Below are 26,246 nucleotides of genomic sequence, written 5' to 3' on the forward strand. Positions count from 1 at the left end.
TCCTGCGTTCCCTCCCGGAACTTCGTGGAGGCCGTTTGCTCAGAGTGACAGGGCAGAGGTGAAAGGCCCCGTGCGCCCGCTGTTCTGATTCGGACCGGCCCTACGGGGCGGGAGGCGATGGCTCGGATTTGTCCCAGGGTTTCACCCTGGGCTATTATCGGACGTCCCTGCGGGACCGGTGCGGGAACTTTGGGGTGGGGTGGAACGTACAATTGAGTGCGATGGAAGGCTTTCACCGCACGAGTTCGACGATGTTCCGGCTGATGCTGGCGGCTCTTTTCCTTCTTCTTCCTTTGCAGATTGCGATAGCCGAGCAAGCCAGCAGTCTGCCCAAGCCCAATGACTACGTAAATGATTATGCGCATGTGCTGTCGCCGGATGCCGTGGCGAAGCTGGACCGTATTTGCGCGGAGCTGGACCACTCGCAGGCGAACGCGCAGGTGGCAGTGGTGACGGTGCGTAATCTGGATGGCGATGACGCGGCCGATTGGGCGAATGAGCTCGAAAACAAGTGGCACATGGGCAAGAAGGGGTCGGATCGCGGCGTGCTGGTGCTGCTGGCGGTGGACGATCACAAGTACCGAATCGATGTGGGATACGGGCTTGAGGGGATTCTGAACGACGCCAAGGTGGGGGACTTTGGGCGGGCGATGGTGCCGTCGCTGCGAGCGAAGGATTATGATGCCGCGATTCTGGGCGCGGTAGGGCAGGTGGCACAGGTGATCGCGACGGATGCGCATGTGACGCTGAGCGATCAGTTGCCGGTTCCGCCGCCGGTACCGCAGCGGCATCGCTCGGGCGGACTGGCGAATTTGATTCCATTCATCTTTCTGATTCTGATTTTCAGCGGGTTTGGCGGACTGCGGTTGCTGTTTGCGATGGGATTGCTGAACAGCGCGCTGGGCGGACGCCGGTACTATGGCGGAGGCGGGCCGTTTATGGGTGGCGGGGGATTTGGAGGCGGCGGGGGCGATTCGGGTGGAGGCGGTGGGTTTGGCGGTTTTGGTGGGGGAGGTTTTGGAGGCGGGGGAGCGGGGGGAAGCTGGTAGGAGCGGGGAACGACGGGAACGAGAGAACAAGGGACCAGGGACTAGGGACGTAAGGAAAAGAAATTTGAGGTCGGAGGAGAAGGGAACGGTATGAGCAAGGGAATGCTGGTTGTGCTGGGTGTGGTGGGTGTGATCATTGTGGCGCTGCTGCTGGTGGGTGGGAGCTATGTAAGCGCCAAGAACCAGATGGTGGCGAAGGACCAGGCGGTGAAGCAGTCCTGGTCTGAGGTGGATGTACAGCTGGAGCGGAGAGCGGATTTGATTCCGAACCTGGTGGAGACGGTGAAGGGGTTCACGAAGGAAGAGAACTCTGTGTATGCCGATATCGCGAATGCGCGGGCGGGGATGTTGAACGCGCAGACTCCGCAGTCGAAGATTGCGGCGAACGGGCAGTTGGATGGGGCGCTGGGACGCTTGCTGCTGTTGACGGAGAACTATCCGCAACTGCGGTCGAGCGAGCAGTTCATGCGGCTGCAGGATGAGCTGGCGGGGACTGAGAACCGGATCGGCGTGGCGCGCCGGAGCTATAACCAGGCGATCCAGGACTACAACACGTTTATCGGACAGTTTCCGAACAGCATCTGGGCCGGGATGGCGGGATTCCACACGAATGATGCGTACTTCAAGGCAAGCCCGGCGGCGCAGCAGGTGCCTAGCGTGAAGTTCTAGAAACAGTTTTCAGTTATCAGTTTTCAGTTAGCCGATCCCAGGTCTCAAAAGCGAGACCTGGGGCACCCAGGTTGGTGTTTCCGCTTGGTGCATTCAGCTTTCCCACCCTTGCTTCGCAAGGATGGGGCACCCGATTCTGTTGCTTATGTGAATCACCAAGATCTTCAACTTCCGCGGACGGCAGCTTTTGCCTTGATACCGGACCAGGCCATGCGGTGGAAGATTGCGTCCACTTCTTTGGGATCGGTCTTCATGCCGCGATCGATCCACCAGTCGATGAGTGCGAAGAGGCTGCCTGCAAGGGCGTGCGCCTGGGCGGCTAACTGTGTGGGCTCAGCATGGATGCCGGCAAGACGGAGACGCTCATCGATGGAGCGGGCGAAGAATCCGCGACCGAGTGCGAGCACGTCATTCACTTTGCCCGAAGCAACGACGGCGGCGTAGAAGTCGCGTACCTCGGAGAGGTGGGTCAGGAATTCAGCCACAGGAGCGAGTCGGCGGGGATCAGCCCCGTTGCGTGTAAGCGCTGTGGAGAAGAGCTGGAAGAAGTCTTCGACATCGCTGAGGAACAAGTCGTGTTTGTCGCGATAGTGGGTGTAGAAGGTGGAGCGTCCGACTCCGGCGCGATCGAGAATTTCCTGCACCGTGATGTTCTCGAAGGGTTTCTCGTGCATGAGTTCGACGAGGGCGTCGCCGAGGGTGTCGCGGGTGCGAAGAATGCGGCGATCGGTTTTTGTTGTCTCGGGTCGTGCTGATTCAGGTTTCTCCGCTTGCGGCTTTGCGGGCTCGGGTTTGAGTGCGGCGAGGTTGTCGGACATTTCGCGGTCCTTTGTTCAGTATCGCGTCGCTGCTTGAAGATTGGGCACCACGCGCGCTGGGATTCCCTCTACAGTACCTCACATGACAGACGATCGTAAGGCAGGTTTGGCGTTCATTGCCGGTTCCATTGGCGGCATGGTAACGATGGCGATTCACCCAACGAGTGCTGGAGTGCTGACGCCGGCGCAGTTCGAGCGGCTCGCGGTGGTATCGGGGATTGCACACTCCTTGGCGATGGTGAGCTTTCTGGTGATGTTTTTGGGAGCGATCGGTCTGACGAGGCGGCTCGCGGCGCGAGAGGGCGAGCGGCAGGATCGGCTGGCGATTTCCGGGTTGGTTGGCTATGGATTCGGCGCTGTTGCTTTGCTGCTGGCTACGGCAGTAAGCGGCTTCATTGTTCCGGACATCATGAGGCACATGATTCGCGACGGCGCAGCGAATGTTTCGCAGTGGCGGATGATCATTGATGCGGTCTTCCAGTTCAACCAGGCGTTCGCGCGGATCTACTCGGTGGCAGCGTCGGTGGCGGTGATGCTCTGGTCGGTATCGGCGCTGCGGAATGGCGGGTTGGGAAAGGTGATTGCTGTTTATGGATGCTTGATTGCGCCGGTGTTGATTGTGCTGATCGGTGTGGGGCATCTGCGGCTGGATGTGCATGGGATGGCGGCGGTGGTGCTGGCACATGCGATCTGGTTTGTGGGGGTGGGGGTGGAGATGTGGAAGGCAGTCTCTCATGTAGACATCGCTTCCCAGATCTCAGAAGCGAGACCTGGGGCTCCCAGGCAGTGACATTGGTCAGTGAGCAGTGCTCAGTTGTGTCAGTCGCTTGCTAGGGGCTGTCAGTTTCTTCAGTTGTGGCCGGAGTGGCGATGCTGCTCTGGCCTGATGTTTTGGGCGGGGAGAATTTGAGTACCTTCGATTTAGTTGGAGTGCGATAAATCACAGTAGATCGGGCTGACTTCTGGCAGATTGGAGGCAGGGGAAGGCTGGGTGTTGCTGTGTTCCGGTTAGATTATTTCTTGTTTGCTAACGGTGTTTTCGACGGTTCTGGTGGGGCGCAAGCGGTGGACTGGGCTCGTTGTAGCGAGCGTGAACAGCGTGATCGTTTGCGTCATCGGCATGCGCACGGGGCAGCTTGGGTTTATTCCGGCGAATCTGTTTTGCATCGGCGTGTATGCGGTGAGCATCCGGTCGTGGGTGAGGCCGGAAGGCAGTGCTTAGTTTGCGTTGGTTGCGTCACAGATAGAGACAAAGACAAAGCAGATTCTTCGCGCCGCTTACCCCATGAGCGCTGGCGCGTTCTCAAGGCCCCAAGCGTGCGGCACTCAGGTTGACACGAATGGAGTGAGCATTGTGCTTTTCCACCCTTGCTTCGCAAGGATGGGGCTGCACCCAGAGAATTTGGACTTCATGGTTCTGATTTCGTAGTTTTGCCACTCATGGCGCGATGAGTCTACGCCATGAATGGGGCACCCAGATTTTGGAAATCTCGACCGACCGAAATGCAAAGGGGTCTAGAAAGCAAGAGGGCCATCCGCGGAGGATGGCCCTGGAGTGTCTGAAGAAAAACGGGCAGGGGGCTGCTCTGCCTTACTTTGATGGCGCGATACAAAATGAGATCGCGAACTTCGACTCACGGAACGAGCATACGGACCGGCTATTTGTAGGAGGCGATGGCGCTGGCTTCGTCGTCGTAGATGTCGAACACGGTGTAAAGCTTGGTGAGCTGCAGGACATCCTTGACCTTGCGGGTCAGGTTGAGCAGTTTGAGAGCGGCACCCTGGTTCTTGGCTGTGGTGTAGGCGCCAACGAGTTCGCCCAGTCCCGAGCTATCGATATAGTTCACATCGCCCAGATTCAGCAGGATATTTTTGGATCCCTTGCTGATCAGGTCGCGAATCGCTTCGCGCAGCTGCACACTGCCCTCGCCCAGAGTGATCCGCCCGCTGAGGTCCAGGACGGTGACGCCGTCCAATTCACGGGAAGCAATAGTAAGTGCCACGGAAATTCCTCCTTTGTGAGTCATACAAGTTATAGCATCTGACACCCCGCAAACGAACATCAGTTTGCGGGGCGCCTCTGGGCCATAGCGCAACTGCGCAATCCACAGAAGTGATGAGACAGAGATGCGTCAGGTTATTTTCTGCGCCGGGACGAGATGCTTGACCAGAGTCAGTTCTGTTCCGGGTTCGAGTTGACGGAAGTGGACCTCATCCATGAAGGAGCGGATGAGGAAGATGCCGCGGCCAGTGCCGCGCAGGAGATTTTCAGGAGCGAGCGGATCGGGGAGGTGTTCCCAGTCCACTCCCTTGCCTTGGTCGGCGACGGTGAAGACGAGCGATTTTCCGTTGTTTTCGAAGCTGGCGGTGACTTGTTTGGCGGGGTCGTAGTCGTTGCCGTGAAGGACGGCATTGACGGCGGCCTCGCGCACGGCCATGGTGATGCGGAAACGTTCTTCTTCGTCAATGCCAGCGTCTTCGGCCAGCTTGTCCGCGGCGGCTTCAATTTCGCCGACGCTCTCCATCGTAGAGGGTAGCGAGAAGCTCCGCTTACCTGGTCTGGGCTCGATCAAAGGCTTCGTCTCCGCCTGTACCGGGAATGGCAAAGCCCGGCTCTGACCCCACGAACCAGGACCTGTTCGCAGGGACCCCGCGACATACCGCGAGAGGAAGTAATTTGGTTTTCCTAGTTGAACGGGAAAACGTGTATAGAGGGCAGTTTCATAGCTAAGGGGCGTTGTGTCAAGAACTGGTTTGAGTTAGGCGAGGTTTGGGTGGGATCGCGAACCGGAAAAGTGCCGAGGGGAGTGACAAGAATTTGAAGCGGTCAACATGAGGGATTTCGATATTGAACGTGAGCAGCATCGATGATCGATTTGCGGCGTGTGAAGGAAAAGCAACTGCAGGTTCCTCCGCTCCACTCGTTGCGCTTGTGATTGGTCAGAATGACACGTTCCCGGCGTGGCGAGGGAAGGACGCGGGGGAGGGAGGATGCAGGTGGATCACGTTGGAGTTCTTCGCAGTACACTCAGCATATGAATCAGCGCACCACAAGGCGCGTGAGTTTGACGGCACTGTTGGGGACGCTGGTGACGGATGCGCAGGGACAGGTGCGCGGCAAGCTGAAGGACGTTGCCGTCGCGACAGGGGCTGAAGCGGGGCAGGTTGCAGGACTGGTGCTGAAGACGCGCACGGGTCTGTTGCTGGTGCCTTCGCAGGATGTGCATGAGACGCCTGCGGGAACGCTCGAACTGACGTCGACGGATACGCTGGTGCCGTTGCAGGACCAGGGCAACTACCTCTACCTGCAGCAGGATTTGGTGGACAGACAGATCATCGACATTCACGGGCGCAAGGTGGTTCGCGTGAATGACGTCGATCTGGAGTGGAAGGAAGAAGGCACCAAGCATACGCTGCGGGTGGCCGAGGTGGAAGTAGGGCTGCGCGGGGCATTCCGGCGGGTGTTCAAAGGATTGCTGCCGAGGACATCGCTCGAGGTGCTGTCGCGCAAGTTCAAAGAGCGCGGGATTCCGTGGCAGTTTGTGGATGTGATCGAGGTGGATCCGGCGCGGCGGGTCAAGCTGCGCATCGAGTACGAGCGGCTGGCTGAGATGCACCCGTCCGACCTGGCGGAGATTCTGGAAGACCTGGCTCCCGCGGAGCGCGACGCCGTTTTTACATCGCTCGATGAAGAAGTGGCGGCGGAGACACTGGAGGAGGTCGATCCAAAGCTGCAGATTTCTCTGCTCGAGAAACTGGACGAAGAAAAGATCGCCGACATTGTGGAGGAGATGGATCCTGGAGCGGCGGCGGATTTGCTGGCCGAGCTTTCGGAGGAACGGTCGGACGCGATTCTGGAAGAAATGGAACCGGAGGAGCGGCAGGAGGTCGCAGAGTTGCTCGAGTTTGACGAGCACTCGGCGGCCGGCGCGATGACGACGGACTTTGTCTATCTTGGCACGGATGCGACGGTATCGCAGGTGGGGCCGGCGCTGCGCAGCTTCGACGGGGACATTGAGACGGTGACCGAGATTTATCTCCTGGACGAGAAGCGCGTGCTGAAAGGGTCGGTTCCGCTGGCGCGGCTGGTAGTGGCGCAGCCGGATGCACGTCTTTCAGTGCTGGCGGAGGCGCGGGTGCTGTCGTGCCCGGCGGACATGAAGCAGATCGATTTGGCGGAGATGTTCGATAAATATAATCTGCATGCGCTGCCGGTGGTGGATACGCAGGGGCGCATGGTGGGCGTGGTGACGGCCGATCACGTGATCAGTTTCCTTCGCGAAAAATTGTAGTTGCCTTTGCGGAGGTCGTGTTACCCTTCACAGAAATCTGCCTTGAAACGATCAAAGAATACATACTTGGAACGATGCTCTTCGTCGTGTTGACCATCGATGTGGCCGCGATTGTGGTTTTGGCGAGGCGCGATGTATTCAAGGCGTTCTCGGTCGAAGGTGACGATACGCAAATGCTTTGGATGTGAGTGGACATTTAAACCATCAGGAGGAGTATGCCGCCATTACAACCGATCAAGACGTATGTACCGCAGCAGACGCAGACAGGGCCAAATCGCGAACGCGGCGATCATGTGGAGCAATACAAACTGCCGACGCTGATCCGGGTGTTTATCTGGCTCCTGGTGTTTCGTTCAGTGGTAAACCTGATATTCGGATTGACGTTGGGGTTGGCGCCGGACACGGATGCGGCGAACTATATTCTGGCGAATTTTGATCCGTGGCCGAAGGCGGTGTCAGCTGAAGCAGTTTTCTACATCACGGCGCTGCTCTACGGTGTGATGGCGTGGCGGTGGTATAGCCGCGACTGGAAGGTGCGGTGGGTGGTGATGTTCATGTCCGGAGCGACAGCAATAAAGCTGCTCATCAATTATGCCGCCAACCAGGCGGCAGGAAATCCGACGCCGATGTCGCCGGGGCAGGAAGCGGCGCTCTTCATCAGTGTGGGGGTCAATTTTCTGATTTGCGGATACCTTGCGTTCTATCCGGGGATGGCGCAGGCATTCAAGGAGACACCGTGGGATTGAGACGGGATTGCTCAGTCCCGTCAGTCAGTTAGCAGGCCGGTTGATCAGCCATTCGGGTGATGCGGAGTTTGACTGATACGCACTGGTTACCAGCTTCACTGGCAGCTCCAAATTAAAGACCGATATCGAACAGAATATGTGAAACAATTCAAGGATGGTCCAACTTCCACGGATTATTCAAGGCGGAATGGGTGTCGGTGTGTCCAACTGGCGCCTGGCGCAGACCGTCTCAAAACTGGGACAGCTTGGCGTCGTGTCGGGTACTGCGGTTGACCAGGTACTGGTGCGGCGGCTGGCCGATGGTGACAAGGACGGCCAAATGCGCAGGGGATTGGACGCTTTTCCGTTCCCCGAGATGGCGAGGAAGATCTGGAACGACTACTTTGTTCCCGGCGGAAAGCCGAGTGGAATACCGTATCCGACGACGCAAATGCACCAGCGGCGCGACTCGCGCAACCTGCTTGAATTGCTGATGGTAAGCAACTTTGTTGAAGTATTTCTTGCGCGCCAGGGGCACTTGAACAAGGTTGGGGTGAACTTTCTGGAAAAGGTGCAATTGCCCCATTTGGCGTCGATATATGGAGCGATGCTGGCGGGTGTGGGGTACGTGCTGATGGGCGCGGGAATCCCGCTGCACATTCCGGGGGTGCTGGACAATCTGGCCGCGGGAAAGCCGGCGGAGTACCGGCTGGCGGTGACGGGAGCTGCTGCGACCCAGGACACGATGATGCGGTTCGATCCGGCGGAGTTTGCGGACGGACGGGTGCCGCTTTTGGAACGGCCGCGGTTTCTGGCGATTGTCTCGTCGAATACGCTGGCAACGACCATGCTGCGGCGTGCAAGTGGGCGCGTGGACGGACTGGTGATTGAGAGCCCGACGGCGGGAGGGCACAATGCTCCGCCGCGCGGAAAGCTGCAGCTGAATGAAGCGGGCGAACCGATCTACGGCGAACGGGACAAGGTGAATATTGCGGAGATGCGCGAGCTGGGTGTTCCCTTCTGGCTGGCCGGCGGCTATGGGCATGCGGACAAAGTGAAGGAAGCCGTCGACATGGGCGCAGCAGGCGTGCAGGTGGGTACGGCGTTTGCATTCAGCGAGGAATCGGGGATGCGGGCGGACTTGAAGCGGACCCTGCTGGGGCAGGCGATAGCGGGGACGGGGAAGGTGTTCACGGATCCACTGGCATCGCCGACGGGGTTTCCGTTCAAGGTAGCGCAGCTTGCCGGGTCCTATTCAGACGAAGGCGTTGCGCAGGCGCGGACGCGGGTTTGCGATCTGGGGTATTTGCGTGAACCGTACGCGATAGGCGAGGACAAGATCGGGTATCGCTGCTCGGCCGAGCCTGTGGCAAACTATGTAGCCAAGGGCGGCAAGATTGAAGACACGGTTGGCCGGAAGTGCTTGTGCAATGCGCTGATGGCGAACATTGGCCACGCGCAGACGCGCAAGGACGGTTCGGCTGAACCGCCATTGGTAACGATCGGCGACGATTTGAATACCGCGTCGCAGTTTCTCGAGGCGGGTCAATTGAGCTATTCGGCAGTGGACGTGGTGAACGAGCTGCTGAGCAAAGTTGATTTGGAGCCGCAACCGCTGCAGATGCAGGCTGAATTTGAAACCGCAACGGCCTGATTTCTCATTTTAAAAAAGACGATGCGTCGGGATGAGATTGAAGGATGAAGCAGATCCTTCGCGACGCTTACCCCGTCGCGTTTCCGCGTCAGGGCCCCAGGCGTGTGTCGCTCAGGATGACACAGTTGCAAGTCAGCGCCTCGCGGTCAGGATGGTTTGTTGGATTGAAACATCCAGCGGACGCCGAACTTGTCGTTGAGTGCGCCGTAGGCTCCGAAGAACATTTCCCGCAGAGGATCGGTGACATCGGCGCCTTCGGAAAGTTTTTCGAAGAGGGAGTCCAAGTCCTCGAACGTTCCACCACTCAAGTAAAGACAAACCGTGTTGCCACGAACCGGGGTGCGATTGGGCATCAGCCAATCGGATGCCGAGATTTCAATCGCACTGCTGCGCAGACGAGCGTTGATCGTCTTGTCCTGCTGGAACGCGGGCATGTGGTCCTTCGCGGGCGAATCCTTCACTTTGGTTGATGTGAGTTCTCCGCCGAAGACGGATTTGTAGAACTCCATGGCGTCGTGGCAGGTGCCCTCGAATAAGAGGTAAGGGGTCAGGGTCATCATGTCTTCTCCTTGTGAGGGCGCGATGGGGGCGCCGGCAATTGAGGGCGCGGGTAAGGTTGCCAGCGCAGCGGCTGGAACTGCGATGGCGACGAATTTGCGGCGCGAGAGGCTGGTGAATTTGGGCATCATCTTTTCTCTGAAGGCGATGCAATCCTGACGCTGGAGCGGAATTAAGTTGGCTGGCCGAACTGGTAGATTCCCACCCTTGCTACGCAAGGATGGGGCACCCAGATTTTGGCTAGCGGGCTTCGTCTTCTTCAGCTAAAAATGCGCCGAGGCGATCGAGCTTTCGTTCCCAGGCGGTGCGATGATCGCGAATCCATTGCTCGAGTGCGCGAAAGCCGACGGGCTCAATGCGGCAGGTTCTTACGCGGCCGAGCTTCTCAGTGTGCACTAGCCTGGCCTCCGCGAGGATCTGCAAGTGCTGCGCGACGGCGGTGAGTGTGACGCCGAGGGGTTCCGCAAGACGCGAGACGGACATAGGACCGCTGGTGAGGCGGTCGAGGATCGCACGGCGTGTGGGATCTCCGAGTGCATGGAACAGGAGGTCGATTTGCTGCGGCGTTGTGGGTATTGCGTGTTTGATTTTGGGCGACATGGTCAGCTTGCCAGGTTTTTTGCGAGGCGGTCGAAGAGGCTGCGCCAGCCTTGCTCAATCATTCCCGGGCCGTCGGGCCAATCGATGTACGTTCCTTGATTGGTAAATACGAGGTTAGTGCCGGATGCTGAGGGGACGAACTCGAAGGTGAGGACTGCGATCAGGATGGGCTTGCCGTTCAGGGACATTTTCGTGGTGGTGACGATTCGATTCTCGGGAGTGATGTCCTGGTAGGTGGACTCGTTGGCGATTTCAGAGCCGGCGATGGGGTGGCCTTCCTTGAAGCGGTAACGGAAGCGCTCGGTGCCGCCAACGCGGAATTCCATCTCGAATTCTTGAATTTCGTGATCGCCTTCGGCGTACCAGCGGCGCTTGCGGGCGGGTTGGGTGAAAGCTGCGAAAACGCGGTCAGGGGGTTGGGGGTAGTTGCGATCGATAACGAAGGTGCTGTGAACGACGGTTGGATCGGACATTTGGATACCTCCTGCGTATTTAATAGTGAAGCAACTACTTCAGTATCGGGCAGACCTGGAAAATTGTCAAGTGGGGACTTCAGTATTTTGGGGAGTGTCCGAAGAACCTCATTTAGGAGATCCTTCGGCTTGCATCCCTCCCAGGTCTCAGAAGCGAGGCCTGGGGCACCCGGCGTGATTTATTCGGGGAGTTCTAGGTGCGGGTGGCGCTGACGATGTAGTAGGCAAGGGGACCGATGGGGTGGCCGACGAAGGGCAGGAGGATGGGGGCGAGAATGTTGTTCCAGCGGGCTCGGGTCATTTTTCGTTGGCCGAAGATGACGGAGGTCAGAAGGAATTTGAGGGTGACCCAGGGGACGTGAAGGACGGACGGAGTGACACGGGATTGGATCTGTTCGATTGCGATTTCTGTGAAACCGGCGCGTTGAAGTTCGCGGGTGAATGCGTGAATCTCGCCAAGGTCTTCGATGACCCAGCAATCGCAGAGTTTTCGATAGATGGATTGTTGCAAGCCGCGGAGTTTTCCGGCACCGAGAAAGCCGTCAGCGACGACGAAGCGGCCTCCCGGGCGAAGGAGACGATAGGCTTCGCGGATGAGGCGGGATTTGCTGCGGCCGGCGCTGTAGCAGCTGCTCTCAATGGCGCAGATGGCGTCGAAGGATTCTGAAGGGTAGGCTGTGTGTTCGTAGTTGCCGAGATTCAGGGTGATGTTTGTCGATTGCGGGGTGGATTGGTTGAGGAGACGGCCTTGCTCAAGCTGCCAGTGAACGAGAGTGATGCCGTGCAGATCGGCTGTGGGAAGGCGGCGGGCGAAGCTGCGGAGCGTGGCGCCAAGGCCGCAGCCCATGTCGAGAATGCGGGGATGATCGCTGGAGGTTTGCAAGCGATCAAGGACTTCGCGATTCATCTGCTCGAGCATCGCTTCGCGATTGAAGGGATTCATGCAAGAGCGGAAGAATCCGAAGTGCATGTTGAAGTGCGGGCTCCATGCAGCGTAGTCGGGGCCGGCTTCTTCATAGTATCGCTGGAAGTTGTCGGAAGTGTATTCGACTTTTGGTGCGATGGCGGTGAGAGTGGCAGGCATTAGTCCAACCTCCGTCTGCGGGATTTGGGGAGGAAGCGGGTGATGCCGCTGCCGATGCTGATGAGGGAGTGAAGGCTGGCGGGCGGCAGCTTTTTGATTTGGGTGTACCAGCCGTGGAGTTCTTCGAGGAAGAGCTGCATGGCGGTGATGCGGGCGGTGACGAGAGGCTGTGCGGGGCGCTCGGCGCGGGTTTGGACGACGAGGCGTTGGAGCATCGTCATGGTAGGGATGATCTCGCGTTCGACGCGCTGATCGACGACGGTGAGGAAGAGCGTCCAGACGTCGGCGTTGGTGCGGAAGTAGTCGCGGCGGTCGCCCATGCGGCTGTCGATTTGAACGAGGTTCCAGTTCTGCAGTTCCTTGAGGCTGTTGCTGACGTTGGAGCGCGCGACGGAGAGGGCGTCGGCGATGTCTTCGGCGATGAGGGGTTCAGCGGAGAGGTAGAGCAGGGCGTGAACCTGGGCGACGGTGCGGTTGACTCCCCAGCGAGCGCCCATTTCGCCCCAGTGGAGGATGAATTCCTGCATGGAACTGGTCAGCGTCATGCGTTCATTATATCAGATATTTCTGTCATGACTGAAATATCTGATATTGCAGATTAATTTGGAGTTCGGAGAATTAGAAGCGCATCCTTCGCTTACCACCCCCGAACTGAACTACGTTTGTGGCCCCTTGCGCTCAGGATGACAGCGGCTCGGGCGGTGGGGTGCGACAGGCGGTGGGACGGCCCTACTCGGAGCGCAGGGCTTCGACGGGATCGACGGAGGCGGCGCGAACGGCGGGGATGCTGACAGCGAGAAGGGTTACCAAGATGAGGGCGGAGATGGAAATTCCGAGCGAGAGGGGATCGGTGGGGCTGGTCTGGAAGAGCAGGCCATTGATAAGGCGGGCACCGAGGAAGCCGGCGAGAAGACCGGCGCAGATGCCGATTCCAGTGGATCCGGCAGCCTGACGCAGGATGAGTCGAAGGATGTCGCCGCGATTGGCGCCAATGGCCATGCGGACGCCGATTTCGCGCGTGCGCTGGGCGACGGAGTAGGAGAGAACGCCAAAGGATCCGATGGCGGCGAGCAGGAGAGTGATGAGCGCGAAGGAGCCGAGAAGCGTGGCAGTCATGCGCTGGCGCGCGACGGAGTCAGCAAGGACTGTGTCGATGTCTTCGACGTGATAGACGGGCTGGGTGGGATCGGCGGCGAGGACTGCATTCCGAACCAGCGTTGCAGCCGCGTCGGGGGCGAGTGAGGAGCGGACGAGGAGGACGGCGTGAAGGCCGAATCCGGGGAGGTAGATTTCCGGCTCAGGATCAGTGTCGATGCCGAGGTCGCGAGCATTGGAGACTACGCCAACGACGGGAATCTTACTCGGAGCGGGACTCATGACGCCGATGAGAATGTTGGCGCCGATGGGATCTCTTGCGGAGAGATAGTGGCGCGCAAATGCTTCGTTGACGACGAAGAAGCCAGTAGTGCTGTCGATGTCGCCGCGGGTGAAGGTTCTGCCTTTGAGGAGGCTGATGCCCATGGTGCGGAAGTAGTCAGGGCTGACGAATCGGATCTGCGTATAAGGGAAGGTGCCGGGTGCGAGCGGGGGAGCGCTTTCGATGAGAAAGCGCGTCATCAACTGTGAAGGCCGGAGAGGAACTTGCGTGGTGGTGGCGGCGGAAAGGACTCCGCCTGACTGCGAGATTGTTTCGAGGACCTGCTCGTAGAAGCGATTGGTGAGAACGCTGTCGTTATAGCGGGGAGTGGGCAGAGTGATTTCGGCAGTGAGGACGTGATCGGTACGGAAGCCGGGATCGATGGCAATCAACTTTTGAAAGCTGCGGACAACGAGCGAACTGAGAAAAACGACGACGACTGCGATGGCGATTTCGGCGGTTACGAGAATAGCGCGGCCGCGATGGCTGTGACTGCTGCTGCGATCGCCGGAACGGAGGACATCGACCAGTGGTGAGGATGTGCGGGCAGCGGGGAGAAGTCCAAAGAGGAACGCCGTGAGCGTGCATATGGCGAGGGTGAACAGCAGCACAGGAAGATTGAGGCCGATGGATTGGAGGAGCGATTCGTCGAAGCCTTCGGTATGGGCGAGCGCTACGTGTAGAAGAGGAAGGGCTACGGAGGCCAACAGAACGCCGAGCGATCCGCCGAGCAGGGAGAGCACTAGCGTCTGGACGAGGAACTGGCGGAAAAGATGCTGGCGGTCGGCGCCCAGTGCCTGGCGGACTGCTACTTCGCGTCGGCTCTCGGTGGCGCGCACCAGGAGGAGATTGGCGACATTGACGCATGCGACGATGAGCACGAGAACAACCGCGCCCATGAGGCACAGCATGGCGGGACGGAGCGTGCTGACGAGGTCATCGTGCAGCGGGGCGAGTGCGACGCCTTCATTGCGGTTGGTGGCGGGATAAGCGGCAGAGAGGCGCTGCGCAATGGTCTGCATGTCAGCACGCGCGGCAGAGAGAGAGGCGCCGGGACGCAGACGGCCGAGAACTTTAACTGAGTGCCAGACGCGCGATGCCTGGGTGGGTTGGTCGAGGAGTGAGAGGGGCAGCCACACTTCACCATCCGCCGGGAACGACGCATTCGATGGGAGCACGCCGATGAGCGTGTAGTTGGTGCCGTTCAAAGAGAGAGACCGGCCGATGGCGCCGGGATCACGTCCAAAGTAGGTAGCCCAAGCGGATGCGCTGAGAACTGCGACGTGATCTTTGCCGGTGATGTCGTCCTGACTGTTGAAGAGGCGACCGGCGAGGGGAGAGACACCGAGGAGCGAAAAGAAATTGCCGGAGGCCAGCACGCGATGCACCTGTGCCGGCTTGCCATCGAGCAGAAGAGAAACGGATTCCGGGTTGAGGGTTGTGTAGGCGGCAACCTGGCTGAAGCTGATCTGCTGTTTGCGCCAATCGAGATAGTCGAGGTAGGTGGCTTCGCTGCCGCCCTTCACCTGCGAGTTGGTTTCGGAGATGGTGATGATGCTGTGCTCATCCTGGAAGGGAAGAGATTTGAGGAGAAGGCCATAGACGCAACTGAAGATGGCGGTGGTGGCTCCGATGCCGAGCGCCAGGGTGAGAACAACCGTGATGGCGAATGCGGGAGATTTGCGGAGTTGACGGGCGGCATAGCGAAGATCGCGCAGAAGGGTTTGCATCGCTGCTCCTGATAGGACGCGCAGATGTTTCTACGGTAATCGAAACGACGCGTTCTTAGGGGGAAAGTGACGGACGGCGGTTGGCGCGAGGCGAGCGGCGCGGGGCGTTTAAACAGTTCGAGAGAAACAGCAGTCGTGGATGTCGCTGCGCGACACCCGGAAAGAACAAGAATCACTGTTGGTTAGATCGTGCTTTCCCACCCAAGCAGAGCTTGGATGGGGCACCCTCGTTCGTGCCGGTGTCTGAAATTTCACGGCAGATCCTTTGAATTCGCTCCACTCAGGAGGACGGGATTGAGCTCAGCACTTGCCGCTGGGGCGGACGGGGGAGCCTGATTCCTGTGTGGGCATGGTCTGCGTGGCTGGAAGGGTGAAGCCAGCGAAGCCGGCGAGGTTGTTGGTGCATTCGGTGAGGATGGACTGGAGGGCGGCGACGGTGGAGGGCAGTGAGGGGATGGACGTGTCGGGCCTGGTGAAGTTGAAGGCGCTGGTCATGTCGCCAACAGTGGCGCGACGCCAGGCGGAGAGATTGGGAACTTCGGCGCCGAAGCGCGTTTCGAGGAAGCGCAAGACCGAGGTGTGGTCGAAGAGATCGGAGGAGATGAATCCGCCGCGAGTGAAGGGCGAAATGATGAACATGGGCACGCGGAAGCCGAGGCCGATGGGTCCGTTGATGGAACCTTCGACGGTGGGGTCGGGGACTGACGGTGCGGTGATGTATTCGCCGGCTGTACCCGGGGGCGCAGTGACGGGCGGGACGTGATCGAAGAAGCCGCCGTTTTCGTCGTAGGTGACGAAGAGGACGGTCTTCGCCCATGCGATTGGGTTGGCGGTCAGGGCTGTGATGATGGCGGAGAGCGTGTTCTCGCCGAAAAGCGAGGGCGATGGAGGATGGTCAGAGGTGATGACGGAGCCGGTGATCCACGAGACCTGCGGGAGATTGCCGGAGAGTGCATCGGCAACAAAGTCGGTGGGGAACACAGGGTTGAATGCGTTCTTGTAGAGCGTTGTTGTCGTGTCCTGAAAAATCTTGAAGTAGGGGAGGACGTTGTCGGTTTCGAGAGAGCCGAATGCACTCTCGTCAGGGGTGGAGTAGATCTTCCACGAGATGCCGCGGGTCTGTAGCTGCTCGGGCATGGTGGTGTACGTGAGCTTGCCGAACATGGTGGCGCGATTAGAGACGAGCGTTTGCAGGAGCGGGCCTCCGTTTTTGCCATCGGGATCGATGGATGCGGCCATGGTGTAGAGACGATTGGGATCGGTGGGTCCGATGACGGAGCAGCAGTAGTTGTCGCAAAGGGTGAAGGCGTCGGCGACTGCGTAATAGTAGGGCAGGTCGGCGCGGGTGTAGTAGCCCATGGAAAGGACGGCGTCGTTCGCATTGATGGAGAGGCGCGAGGTGACGAAGCCATCCATCGCGCCGTTGTCCCAGCTTTGGTGCTGCGGGATCCAGTCGTGCGTGATGTCGTGTGTGCAGGCGGCGTTGGTCTGCGTGGTGTCGAGGTGGAAGGGCAGGAGCACGCCGGTGGGAGAGCTGGAAGTATTGCCGGGATAGGGCTGGTTGAAGGCTGCGCTCGCATCGGCGAATCCGCGAACACCGCGATAGCTGCCGAAGTAATGATCGAAGGAGCGATTTTCCTGGATGAAGATGACCACGTGATCGATGTCGGTGATTTTGGCGCAGGTGGAGGTTCCGGGAGGTGTGGGTACGGCGGGGCGTCCGCCGCAACTGTTGAGCAGGGAGCCGGTAAGGCCTGCCGCTCCGGTTGCGGCTGCGATTTTCAATATTTCGCGACGGGTTAATCGTTTGGGTGGCATTGAGTATCGACGTCCCACTTAACTAGGATGCTGATTGGACCATGGGAAGCGTTATTGGTGAGGTGTGCAGGGGGCCTGCGAACTTTTTTGGGGGATGATTGGGATTCAGTTTTGGAGAGAGGGCAGTAAAAGCAGTCCTTCGCGCCGCTTACCCCACTCTGTGAGACCCCAAGCGTGCGCGGCTCAGGATGACACGGGCTGGGTTTGTCCAACGGCTGGGGTGTGTTCGTGCTTTCCCACCCTTGCTTCGCAAGGATGGGGCACCCGGCAACGGCTGGGGTGGGTTCGTGCTTTCCCAGCCTTGCTTCGCAAGGATGGGGCACCCGGCTTCAACTCGACATGATGAGTTTTGGGACGCGGGATTCGGGGGGCGGGAGTGCTGGGAAGTCGGCGTGGGGCTCGGTCTGGTACCAGTAGGCGACGGAGTAGAAGTCGTCGGCACGGTCGTTGGCGTGGCCGTGTTCGATCGTGACCTTGATGGACTTGTCGAAGGTGATGAAGCTCTCGGTGTGCCAGCGGTAGAGGCAATAGCGGCCGCCGGTGCGTTCCGGGTCGATGATGTAGGGCGCGCCCTGGCGGAGATTGGCGAAGGCGTTGCCGTAGAAATCCCATGCGCCGTTGTAATAGTCCTCGGTACCGGTGCCGTCGATGGTGGGCTGTGAGTCGCCATCGATGAAGAACATATCGTCGCCTTCGCCGAACCAGCCGTCGGCGTTTTGGAGGACGCCGTGGGTGACGCCGACGAAGTGTCCGCGACCGGTGGCTTCGAGGAAGACGTAGTTGTCATGGCCGTTGAGATTTTTGCCGCTGGCGTTGGCGGATTTTTTGCACGGCGCGGCTTGGCGATATTGAGCGTGGAAGCGGCCGAGGTTAGCTGGTAATGCAGAGACGGCGGTGTAATCGATGGCGTAGTAGAGATTGTTGGTTCGGACTTTGCCCTCGTTGCTGATGGTGATTCTGGCAGCGGTGTCGAAGGGCATCTGGAAGTAGGCGTTGAGGGCCTTCATGGGAGCGACGACGAGCAGCGCGGACTGGTAGACGAAATAGTCGCCGAGCATGAGGCCGTAGAAGTCGCCGATTGGAGCTTCGATGGAGGGAGAAGATTCGCCGTCCCACCATGCGCGGAGGACGAGATTCTTGAGATGCATGTGGTCATCGGAGTTGATGGTGAACCAGATGTGTGTGATGACGCCGGGACCCTTGACGTCGAGCAAGGTGGCGGTGGCGCCGGGATCGAGGGGGATGAAGTCGCCGTTGCCGCCGGTGCGATCCCAACTAGAGGAGCGGCGACATTTGTAGTCGCGCAGGCGGGCCATGGAGACGAGGGCGTCGGGCGCTGACGGCAGAGTGGGAGCGGGCGGTTCGGCCTCTTTTTTTGTGGTAGCGGCAGAGGATGTGGCGGCGTCGAGGCCGAAGAGGGCGCCGGCGGCGGCGAGGGTGCCGAGCATTTTGCGGCGAGTGGGAGCGGCGGTGGTGTCGGTGTTGGCGAGATTGTCGGAGGGAATTTCGCTGGACATGGTGCTGCTCCTTGAATAGAGGAGGAGATTGTTGTGCTCGGCTGCGTGTCTGGCGCAGTTTGAAAAGACTCTCCAATATAGCAGGGCGGTGCGGTCGTTGATTTGTTTCGAAATGTGTGCGCAACAGCAAATGCAAAGGCAACTGCGGGTTCCTCGACTCCCGTTGGTCGCTCGGAACGACAGTGCATTTTGGTTTTGAGCTTTTCAGCTTTAGCCGACGGTTGAGAGATCGAAGGAAAACTATCGTCTACGTGCGGCGAGGTAGGTGTCGATCGATCGTTGCCAATCTTTCGCGGCGGTTTTGTCGGTGGCGGTGAATGTGGTGACGTGGTCGTTGCCCTCAGATGTCAGGGCGGTGCGGGTGTAGGCGACGTAAACCTGGGTAGTGGCTGAATTGGAGGACGTGAAACGCACGTCGATTGTCGTGACCATGATGTCGGGGATGAAGTAGGCGTAGATGAAGTGACGAGCTTGGAGATCGAAGAGCGTATTAACCCAGAGGTCGGTGGCGGAGCCGTGACGGACAGTGAAGACGGCGCCTTGTTCGTCGTGCGCGGGCTGGGGGTAGAGAAATTGCGGGTTCCAGTGTTTGCCGGCCCAGGAACGTTCGCCTTCGGGGCCGAAGAGCGGCGCTGCTTCGGCATACGGCAGGTTAACTACGATGTCGAAAGCGGTTTGGGTTCGCAGGAGTCGCGGTGATGGGGGTTGGGCGAGTGCGGATGCGCTGATGGCGGTTGCGGCGGCGATGATCGCGCCGGCGGCGTGGTTGAGTTTCATTATTTGCAACTCCTTTGGCGAGCGAACAAACGGATCCTTGCAACGCAGCCGGGTTCAGTCCGGCCCTACGGGGCGGAAAGATCTGTGGCCAATTGAATTCCCTGATTTCATCCTTGGCTATTTTCGATTGCTCCCTCCGGGAGCCTTTATTCGCAGTAGAAATGCGACGCGAGAGCGAAGACAAAGGCAACCGCAGGTTCCTCGACTCCCGTTGGTCGCTCGGAATGACAATCTGTGGAAGGCAAGTTCCGGAGCACTAGCGGCTTGAGACATGGAGCAAGCTCATGGTTGGAAATCATCGTTTGCGCTCCTTGAGGTGATGGCTGTCAGAGGCTTTGAGGGACATGCCGTAGAGGGATTTGAACTGCTCGATCTCTTTCAGGGTCTGCGGCGAGAAGGGTGCTTTGCCTTCGAAGGCGTGAAGGACGATGCCCTCTATGAGATCGCCGAGGGTCATGTCTTTTTGTTCGGCGATTGCTTTGAGGACCTTGAGCATGCGCTTTTCGAGGCGAACGCCGGTCTGGACGCGCTCGACTTCGACGAGAGGATGATCTTGCTTTTCCTGTACCATTGGTACCAATGTACCAAAATACACAGGTGTGCGCAAGAAGATTGCGAGATGACCGTTGTGGCAAGCCGCGGCTTGGCACCAGGCGAGGTCACGAAGAACTGAAGCAGATCCTTCGCTCACCACTCCCAAACTGAACTGCGTTTGGGGCCCCGTTCTTTCAGGATGACACCGCTGATGCCACCCGAAACGGAAAGCGTTCGGGGCCCGTGCTTGGGATGACACCGCTTTCTTTCGCAACGTGCGATGGACGCGAGCTGGTCACTCGCCAATCGGCGGTCCGCCTGTTATGGTCGTGAAGGCAGAAGAAAAATGACCCCACCCTAGGAACCCGCAGCCATGTGGAAGCGCTGGCGAATCCGGATACTGCTGTTCCTGGCCGTTCTCGGCCCCGGATTTATTACAGCCAACGTCGATAACGATTCGGGTGGCATCCTTACCTATTCCCAGGCAGGCGCGCAGTACGGTTACAGCCTGCTGTGGACCATCATTCCAATTACGATTGCGCTGATTGTGGTGCAGGAGATGTGCGCCCGCATGGGCGTGGTCACGGGCAAGGGTCTGAGCGACCTGATCCGCGAAGAGTTTGGCCTGCGCCTGACCTTCGTGCTGATGCTGCTGCTGGTGTTTGTGAACTACACGAACGTGGTGACGGAGTTCATCGGCATCGCGGGATCGCTGCACCTGTTTCACGTGACCAAGTTCATCTCCGTGCCCCTGTGTGCGTTGCTGGTGTGGTTCATGGTTGTGAAAGGGAACTACAAGAGCACGGAAAAGATTTTCCTTGTCGCTTCGGTGGTCTATATTGCGTACATTTTTGCCGGGGTTCTGTCGCAGCCGAGCTGGAGCCAGGCACTTCATGCAACCATCCAGTTGCCCGGACGCAGCGTGTGGCACGACAAGGCGTACATCTACATGGCCATCGGGATTGTAGGCACAACGATCGCGCCGTGGATGCAGTTTTATCTGCAGTCGTCGATTGTGGAGAAGGGCATTCGCGTGAAGGATTACGGGGCCTCGCGGCTTGACGTAATTGTGGGGAGCTTCTTCACGGATATTGTGGCGTGGTTCATTATTGTGGCGTGCGCGGCCACGCTTTTTGTGCATGGGATGGGCGCAATCCAGGTAGCGGCGGATGCAGCGGAGGCGATGCGGCCTCTGGCGGGCGACTACGCATTTCTTCTTTTCGCATTCGGATTATTCAACGCATCCCTGTTTGCGGCTTCGATTCTTCCACTGTCGACGGCGTACACAGTGTGCGAGGGCCTTGGATTCGAGTCGGGTGTGGATAAGAGTTTCAAAGAGGCGCCGACGTTCTACTGGCTCTATACGCTGCTGATCGCGGGGGGCGCGGTGACAGTGTTGATGCTGCCGGATGCGCAGCTAATCAACTTTGCGATTCTGTCGCAGGTATTGAATGGCGTGCTGTTGCCGGTTGTGATCATTTTGATGCTGATGCTGATCAACCGTCAGGACCTGATGGGCAAACACCGCAATTCGCACGTGTGGAACGTGGTGGCGTGGAGCACCAGCATTATCGTGATCGGGATGACGGGAGTGATGCTTTGGGGGATGATTCCGGGGCACTAGATGCAGTGGTCAATGAACAGTGGTCAGTTTTGAAAGAAGCTTTCAGGCTTCAGCTATCAGCTTTATCGAGGTAAAGCTACAGCAATGGCACTCCTCGGGGATTTACCGGCCACGGACAAAGAGCTGACGGCTGATAGCTGATCGCTACTCGGGGATATCGGGATGGCAGGGGGCATTCGATGAGTACAGTTCTTGTTACGGGTGGTTCGGGATTTATTGCCAGCCATACGATTGTGCAACTACTGGCGGCGGGATACCATGTGCGGACTACGGTGCGGAGTCTTTCGCGCGAGGGCGATGTGCGCGCGATGTTGAAGAACGGGGGCTGCGATCAGGCGAGCCGCCTCTCCTTTGTCGCGGCGGATCTGATGAACGATGCGGGGTGGCCGGCGGCGGTCGCTGGTTGCGAATTTGTGCTGCACATGGCTTCGCCGTTTCCTGCAAAGCTTCCGAAGGATGAGGATGAGTTGATTGTTCCGGCGCGCGAGGGTGCGCTACGGGTACTGCGCGCGGCCAGGGATGCGGGCGTGAAGCGCGTGGTGCTGACGTCGTCGTTTGCCGCCGTGGGATATGGGCATCCTCCACGGCGCGAACCGGGACCTGTTCGTGGGGGACCCGGTCCAGAGCAAGAGGAGGTTTTCACGGAGAAGGACTGGACTGATCCGACACAACCGGACGTAATGCCGTATACGAAATCGAAGACGCTGGCGGAACGGGCGGCGTGGGATTTTATCGCGCGCGACGGTGCGGGACTTGAGTTGGCTGTGGTGAATCCGGTAGGGGTGTTCGGACCGGTGCTGGGGCCGGATTATGCGACGTCGATTCTGCTGGTGCAGAAGATGATGGACGGTGAGATGCCGGGAGTTCCGCGGATGTGTATCGGCGTGGTGGATGTGCGCGATGTGGCGGATCTGCATTTGAAAGCAATGATGAATCCGCTGGCGAAGGGCGAGCGATTCCTGGCGGTGACAGGAGACTTCATGTGGCTGGTGGAAATCGCCAAGGTGATTAAAGCGCGGCTGGGCGACGCGGCGAAGCGGGTGCCAACGCGGCAGTTGCCCAACTGGCTGATGCGGCTGGCGGTGTTGAAAGAGCCGGCAGTGAAGCAGATTATTCCCGAGTTAGGCAAATGGAAAAATGCTACGAGCGAGAAAGCGCAACGCGTGCTGGGGTGGATGCCGCGTTCACGCGAAGATAGCGTGGTGGCTACGGCGGAAAGCATGATACGGCTGGGGCTGCTGAGGAACAGGGACTAGGGACTAGGGACGTAACGACCATGGTCGAGGGAGTAGGGAGCATCAGGCTGATTCTGCGGAATGCGGCGCTGGTCAAGTGGAATGACCGTTGAGGCGGTCGCTTCTTGTATTCACTTCTGGTGTTCTTAGATCATGGTTGGGGTGAATCTGTGGAAGAGGCCTTCTTCTCTTCGTTCTCTTTGCGGGTTTGCATGGCTTTGTGCGCCCACTCTTTTGCCTTGGCAACGTCTTCGTCGCGCAGGGCGGGGTTCTGGTAGTCCACATCGGCCTGGCGACGATAGACCAGATTCATGTACGCCATCGCGTCATCGTAGTTGGGCCGACCCTCGATTGCACGCCTGAGGTATTGGAGACCTTCTTCGACCAATGCGCGGTTCTGCCGGCTTATCGATTCGAGCACCTCTGGCGGCGCATCGTGGTTGCCTTCACCGTCATCCTGTAAGCCAGCCACGGTAAGCGCAGCTAGTGCATGGGTGTGCGCCCGGGTCCAGTCGATGACGCCGATGGTGTAGGCGGCTTCGGAATCGTTGGGATCTTCCGCTAGAACTTTCTTCTGCCATTCCCGGGCATCGTCGAAGCGCATTGTGCTGAAGTAGACGGCGGCGACCTGCTTGAGGCTGTTGATATCGTGCGGATTCTGGGCGAGAACGACCTTGAAGTTCTCGACGGAAGCATCTGCGGTTTTCAAATTGTCGGGCGTGTGGAGGCCGGGGACCACGTTTTGAGCTTGGGCAGTACCTAAATACGCTCGGGCGAGCGTGAGACACGGAGCGAGTTCAGTCGCTTTTTGAAAATGACTGATGGCTTCAGAATAGCGAGCACCCTTATAGGAGTCGACGCCCTGATTGAGCTCTTCGCGGGCTGCCGGGTTATCCGATGCGCTCGAACCCAGACAGTTTGGAGTTTGTCCTGGTGAAGGGACGGAGAGAAGGAAGAGTGAACTGAAGACTGCAAGAGGAACCTGGCGGAGCACCCATTTCAACATGCGCACCTTCGGTCAAACGGAATGGCGGACAAGCCATCATAGTTCGAAATGATGGATTGGATTGTGACGGGGTCGAGAAACTAGAGAAGTTTGCCGGCGGCGAGGTCGCGGATGAGTCCGCGATCGGCGGCGAGGAATTCGTAATCGGGGAGTTCTTCGAGTTTGACCCACTTGAACTGGTGGAAGATCTTGTTCTCCAGTTCGCCCTTGAAGGAGGGTATGGAGAAGAATTGCAGGTCAACCGCGCCGCCGTGGCGGTAGTTATGGCGGATGTGCGTGACGCGCGGTCCGATTGTGGCGGAAATACCCAGTTCTTCCTGGAGTTCGCGAAACAAAGCCTGTTCGGGGCTTTCGCCCTGCTCGATTTTGCCGCCGGGAAACTCCCACTGGAGGGCCATGGGCTGGTCGGGGCGGCGCTGGCAGATGAGGACAAGACCGTCGCGAAGCAACAAACCTGCGACGACAAAACGTAGCGCAGGACCCGGGGGGCGCGGGTTTAGTAGAGGCTGCGGTTCTTCCACTTCTCCAGTGTAAATGCTTTGCAGTACAAGTTGGTGTGACGTGGGCAACGCATGTTTCAAGGATTCAATTGAAGACCGCATGTTTTGTTGTTTGTATTTACAAATAATTCTTTCACAGGGCGAGAATCGTTGGCGGATTTAAACAGAGTGCGAGGTTTTTGTTCTGACAAATACAGCAAGTTAGCGATCGCTTCGCGATCAAGCGAGTCAGCAGGTCAGCGGCGAAGGAAGTTCCACCGTGAACCTTGATTCCGAACCAGAAACCTATTCGCCGGCGATGGGGGCCGGCAATTCTTCAGCTTCGCGGGGGCGGAAATAGCCCCAGCCGCGTTTGGCGCATTCTTCGAGAAGTGCGGATGAGGGGTTGATGGGGAACGGATGGGCGGCGATCTCGAGCATGGCGAGGTCGTGGAGCGAGTTGCCGAAGACGGCGTCGGGACGGGGAAGGCCGATGCGGCGAAGGGCCGCAGCTTTTGCCGGCCCGGTGGGCACGTCGACGAGTTCGCTGGTGATCAGGCCGTCGACCACTTTAACTTCGGCGGCGAGGACGCGTTCTTCGGGAATGCCGAAGCCGCGAACGCCTTCGGAGACGACCCATTTGTTGGTGGAGCTGACGGCCCAGAGTTCGATGTTGCGTTTTCGCAACGTTTCGATGAGCGCGGCCAATTCCGAAAAGATGTTGGGGCGCACGTGCTCGTTGAAGTAGCGCGCCGCGGCCTCGCGGAGTTCCTGCTCGCGAAGGCCCGCATAGATCTGAACCATCTCTCCGCAGATCTGGGCCTCGTCTACTTTTCCAGCGACGTAGGCGCGATAGCGCGTATCCATCCAATCGGTGGTGGAGCGGGAGACGAGGCCCTGGTCGATCGACCAGACCATAAAACCGTTGCCGGAATCTCCACTCCAGAGGGTGCCGTCGCAGTCGAAGACGGCGATTCGTGGAGAAGCCGCGGTGACGAGGCGTTCGAGTTGTTGTGCGGTCCAGCGGGTTACTTCAAGTTGCGCAGATGACAAGAGATTCGGTCCTTTTTCAAAGCGTCCACCTCTATTCTCGTCGATCACAGCCTGGGAGCGCACCTGGCCATAGAATGAACGGTTACCTACGGAGTCATCGATGCGGTAAAGCAGTTCAGGGCGAGACGGATCTGCTTCTCCTGGAAATGAACTGGAGAGAGTCCTTGATTCCGAATAATCGATCGGCCAGCTCGATGCGCATATCGCGCGCGGCCGGCGGCATTCTGAGGCGGCTGGATCTGAAATAACGAGAATCCGATCCTTGTCTGGCGGGATCGGCATCTAAGCCACGAGATTGGTTATTGACTCGCGGGAGAGGCGAACGGACTGCGCTTTCGCGAAGGCCCAGGTGGTGAAACAAGGCATGGATCACAGGCTCTCGCGATTGTCAGTACTGATGATGTGCGCGCTTGGAGCGGTGAGCTTGACGGCGGGTGCGCAAGATCCATCGCATGTGCTTCCAGATGCGCCCACACCGAATCCGATTCCTCGCACGGCTGTGCAAGGTGGGTCCATCGGGCGCAGCGCTGTGCCGATGCCGACGCGACCGCCGGTTGCAATGGCGAGGCTGAGCGGGCGGCAAAAGTATGCTCTGGCGTATCGGAGGATTGTGTCTCCGCAGACTCCCTTGAAGGCGGCGTTGGACTCAGGGTTCGAGATGGCGGCGGGGACGGGCCCGGATTTTCAGAGGAATGGATTGAGTGCATTTGGGAAGAGGGTCGGCTACAACGGGCTGAATATTTCGACCGCAATCTTTTTCGACACGGCGTTTGTGCCGGCACTGGTGCATCAGGACCCGCGATACCCGGTGCTCGGGCAGGGCCCGGTGAAGACGCGGGTAGCGTGGGCGATCAAGCACGAATTTGTGGCTTTCAGGGATGATGGGCGGGAGATGCCGAATTACGGCAACCTGGTAGGACTTGGATTGGCATCACTTACGGCCAATGCGTATACGCCGCGCGACAGTGTGGGCTACGGCGACACGATGGAGGGGTACTTGATCAATATTGGCGTCAGCACCGCGTTGAATGTGGTGATGGAGTTCAAGGTTTTTGATCAGGTGAAGACGCTTGTGCGCCACTCGAAAGCCGACAAGGATTGAGTTAACGAACTTGAGGCCTTGATGAAGCAGGT

The 26,246-nt window shown here is 58.7% G+C and carries 27 protein-coding genes; 11 read left to right on the forward strand and 16 right to left on the reverse strand.

The window, feature by feature from the left end; genetic code table 11:
• Positions 1 to 194: 194 nt before the first annotated feature.
• The gene (locus VK574_RS06935) at positions 195 to 1,049 is read left to right on the forward strand and encodes a TPM domain-containing protein (protein ID WP_472799100.1); all 855 of its coding nucleotides are present in this window, start codon (positions 195 to 197) and stop codon (positions 1,047 to 1,049) included.
• Positions 1,050 to 1,139: 90 nt separating this feature from the next.
• Positions 1,140 to 1,718 carry a LemA family protein gene (locus VK574_RS06940; RefSeq protein ID WP_472799101.1) on the forward strand — a complete coding sequence of 193 codons (579 nt, stop codon included), beginning with the start codon at positions 1,140 to 1,142 and terminating at the stop codon, positions 1,716 to 1,718.
• A 164-nt stretch (positions 1,719 to 1,882) separates the two neighbouring features.
• Here the strand turns inward: VK574_RS06940 and VK574_RS06945 are convergent, their stop codons facing one another.
• A complete protein-coding gene (locus VK574_RS06945; RefSeq protein WP_472799102.1) occupies positions 1,883 to 2,536 on the reverse strand; it encodes a TetR/AcrR family transcriptional regulator in 654 nt (217 codons plus the stop codon).
• Positions 2,537 to 2,618: 82 nt separating this feature from the next.
• Between VK574_RS06945 and VK574_RS06950 the strand changes: the two genes are divergently transcribed.
• Together VK574_RS06950 and VK574_RS06955 are read left to right on the forward strand one after the other, a co-directional pair.
• A complete protein-coding gene (locus VK574_RS06950) occupies positions 2,619 to 3,326 on the forward strand; it encodes a hypothetical protein (protein WP_472799103.1) in 708 nt (235 codons plus the stop codon).
• Positions 3,327 to 3,560: 234 nt separating this feature from the next.
• Positions 3,561 to 3,758: a hypothetical protein gene (locus VK574_RS06955; protein WP_472799104.1), complete on the forward strand. Its 198-nt coding sequence runs from the start codon at positions 3,561 to 3,563 to the stop codon at positions 3,756 to 3,758.
• Positions 3,759 to 4,194: 436 nt separating this feature from the next.
• Here the strand turns inward: VK574_RS06955 and VK574_RS06960 are convergent, their stop codons facing one another.
• Together VK574_RS06960 and VK574_RS06965 are read right to left on the reverse strand one after the other, a co-directional pair.
• Positions 4,195 to 4,539, reverse strand: a complete 345-nt coding sequence (locus tag VK574_RS06960) for an STAS domain-containing protein (RefSeq protein ID WP_348261832.1) — start codon at positions 4,537 to 4,539, stop codon at positions 4,195 to 4,197.
• A gap of 129 nt (positions 4,540 to 4,668) precedes the next feature.
• On the reverse strand, positions 4,669 to 5,109 hold the full coding sequence (locus tag VK574_RS06965; protein WP_472799105.1) for an ATP-binding protein: 441 nt from the start codon (positions 5,107 to 5,109) through the stop codon (positions 4,669 to 4,671).
• Between the two features lie 462 nt (positions 5,110 to 5,571).
• On the opposite strand from VK574_RS06965, the gene VK574_RS06970 reads away from it, so the two are divergent.
• The 4 genes from VK574_RS06970 to VK574_RS06985 all read left to right on the forward strand — a co-directional run bounded on the left by VK574_RS06970 (position 5,572) and on the right by VK574_RS06985 (position 9,207).
• Complete coding sequence (locus VK574_RS06970) at positions 5,572 to 6,828, forward strand: magnesium transporter MgtE N-terminal domain-containing protein (protein WP_472799106.1); 1,257 nt, start codon at positions 5,572 to 5,574, stop codon at positions 6,826 to 6,828.
• A gap of 17 nt (positions 6,829 to 6,845) precedes the next feature.
• A complete protein-coding gene (locus VK574_RS06975) occupies positions 6,846 to 7,016 on the forward strand; it encodes a hypothetical protein (RefSeq protein WP_472799107.1) in 171 nt (56 codons plus the stop codon).
• A 27-nt stretch (positions 7,017 to 7,043) separates the two neighbouring features.
• Positions 7,044 to 7,574: a hypothetical protein gene (locus tag VK574_RS06980; RefSeq protein ID WP_472799108.1), complete on the forward strand. Its 531-nt coding sequence runs from the start codon at positions 7,044 to 7,046 to the stop codon at positions 7,572 to 7,574.
• 154 nt (positions 7,575 to 7,728) lie between these two features.
• The gene (locus tag VK574_RS06985; RefSeq protein ID WP_472799109.1) at positions 7,729 to 9,207 is read left to right on the forward strand and encodes a nitronate monooxygenase; all 1,479 of its coding nucleotides are present in this window, start codon (positions 7,729 to 7,731) and stop codon (positions 9,205 to 9,207) included.
• A 146-nt stretch (positions 9,208 to 9,353) separates the two neighbouring features.
• Here VK574_RS06985 and VK574_RS06990 read toward each other — a convergent pair whose 3' ends face one another.
• The 10 genes from VK574_RS06990 to VK574_RS07035 all read right to left on the reverse strand — a co-directional run bounded on the left by VK574_RS06990 (position 9,354) and on the right by VK574_RS07035 (position 19,752).
• Positions 9,354 to 9,896: a VOC family protein gene (locus VK574_RS06990; RefSeq protein WP_472799110.1), complete on the reverse strand. Its 543-nt coding sequence runs from the start codon at positions 9,894 to 9,896 to the stop codon at positions 9,354 to 9,356.
• 109 nt (positions 9,897 to 10,005) lie between these two features.
• Complete coding sequence (locus VK574_RS06995; RefSeq protein WP_472799111.1) at positions 10,006 to 10,365, reverse strand: ArsR/SmtB family transcription factor; 360 nt, start codon at positions 10,363 to 10,365, stop codon at positions 10,006 to 10,008.
• 2 nt (positions 10,366 to 10,367) lie between these two features.
• Positions 10,368 to 10,838 (reverse strand): SRPBCC family protein, encoded by a 471-nt coding sequence (locus tag VK574_RS07000; protein WP_472799112.1) that lies wholly within the window; start codon positions 10,836 to 10,838, stop codon positions 10,368 to 10,370.
• Between the two features lie 193 nt (positions 10,839 to 11,031).
• Entirely contained in the window at positions 11,032 to 11,922 is an 891-nt protein-coding gene (locus VK574_RS07005) for an SAM-dependent methyltransferase (protein ID WP_472799113.1), read from the reverse strand.
• Positions 11,922 to 12,467, reverse strand: a complete 546-nt coding sequence (locus VK574_RS07010; RefSeq protein ID WP_472799114.1) for a GbsR/MarR family transcriptional regulator — start codon at positions 12,465 to 12,467, stop codon at positions 11,922 to 11,924. The genes VK574_RS07005 and VK574_RS07010 overlap by 1 nt, the downstream gene beginning before the upstream one ends.
• A 184-nt stretch (positions 12,468 to 12,651) precedes the next feature.
• On the reverse strand, positions 12,652 to 15,069 hold the full coding sequence (locus VK574_RS07015; RefSeq protein ID WP_472799115.1) for an ABC transporter permease: 2,418 nt from the start codon (positions 15,067 to 15,069) through the stop codon (positions 12,652 to 12,654).
• A 300-nt stretch (positions 15,070 to 15,369) separates the two neighbouring features.
• Positions 15,370 to 16,887, reverse strand: coding sequence for a phospholipase C (locus VK574_RS07020; protein WP_472799116.1), 1,518 nt, complete (start codon positions 16,885 to 16,887; stop codon positions 15,370 to 15,372).
• A 329-nt stretch (positions 16,888 to 17,216) separates the two neighbouring features.
• On the reverse strand, positions 17,217 to 18,404 hold the full coding sequence (locus tag VK574_RS07025; RefSeq protein ID WP_472799117.1) for a glycoside hydrolase family 172 protein: 1,188 nt from the start codon (positions 18,402 to 18,404) through the stop codon (positions 17,217 to 17,219).
• Positions 18,405 to 18,644: 240 nt separating this feature from the next.
• Positions 18,645 to 19,181: a hypothetical protein gene (locus tag VK574_RS07030; RefSeq protein ID WP_472799118.1), complete on the reverse strand. Its 537-nt coding sequence runs from the start codon at positions 19,179 to 19,181 to the stop codon at positions 18,645 to 18,647.
• Between the two features lie 295 nt (positions 19,182 to 19,476).
• The gene (locus tag VK574_RS07035) at positions 19,477 to 19,752 is read right to left on the reverse strand and encodes a ribbon-helix-helix domain-containing protein (RefSeq protein ID WP_472799119.1); all 276 of its coding nucleotides are present in this window, start codon (positions 19,750 to 19,752) and stop codon (positions 19,477 to 19,479) included.
• A gap of 336 nt (positions 19,753 to 20,088) precedes the next feature.
• Here VK574_RS07035 and VK574_RS07040 point away from each other — a divergent pair, with 336 nt between their 5' ends.
• Entirely contained in the window at positions 20,089 to 21,339 is a 1,251-nt protein-coding gene (locus VK574_RS07040) for an Nramp family divalent metal transporter (protein ID WP_472799120.1), read from the forward strand.
• Between the two features lie 179 nt (positions 21,340 to 21,518).
• Complete coding sequence (locus tag VK574_RS07045) at positions 21,519 to 22,595, forward strand: SDR family oxidoreductase (protein ID WP_472799121.1); 1,077 nt, start codon at positions 21,519 to 21,521, stop codon at positions 22,593 to 22,595.
• Between the two features lie 130 nt (positions 22,596 to 22,725).
• On the opposite strand, the gene VK574_RS07050 is transcribed toward VK574_RS07045, so the two are convergent.
• From VK574_RS07050 to VK574_RS07060, 3 genes are all read right to left on the reverse strand, one after another.
• A complete protein-coding gene (locus tag VK574_RS07050) occupies positions 22,726 to 23,580 on the reverse strand; it encodes a tetratricopeptide repeat protein (protein WP_472799122.1) in 855 nt (284 codons plus the stop codon).
• Between the two features lie 80 nt (positions 23,581 to 23,660).
• Positions 23,661 to 24,029 carry a (deoxy)nucleoside triphosphate pyrophosphohydrolase gene (locus tag VK574_RS07055; RefSeq protein ID WP_472799123.1) on the reverse strand — a complete coding sequence of 123 codons (369 nt, stop codon included), beginning with the start codon at positions 24,027 to 24,029 and terminating at the stop codon, positions 23,661 to 23,663.
• A gap of 336 nt (positions 24,030 to 24,365) precedes the next feature.
• On the reverse strand, positions 24,366 to 25,112 hold the full coding sequence (locus VK574_RS07060; protein ID WP_472799124.1) for an HAD family hydrolase: 747 nt from the start codon (positions 25,110 to 25,112) through the stop codon (positions 24,366 to 24,368).
• A gap of 364 nt (positions 25,113 to 25,476) precedes the next feature.
• Between VK574_RS07060 and VK574_RS07065 the strand changes: the two genes are divergently transcribed.
• The gene (locus VK574_RS07065; RefSeq protein WP_472799125.1) at positions 25,477 to 26,214 is read left to right on the forward strand and encodes a hypothetical protein; all 738 of its coding nucleotides are present in this window, start codon (positions 25,477 to 25,479) and stop codon (positions 26,212 to 26,214) included.
• The last annotated feature ends 32 nt before the right edge of the window (positions 26,215 to 26,246 follow it).

Origin of the sequence: Occallatibacter sp., from assembly GCF_035317045.1 — a bacterium.
Classification (GTDB): Bacteria; Acidobacteriota; Terriglobia; order Terriglobales; family Acidobacteriaceae; genus Telmatobacter.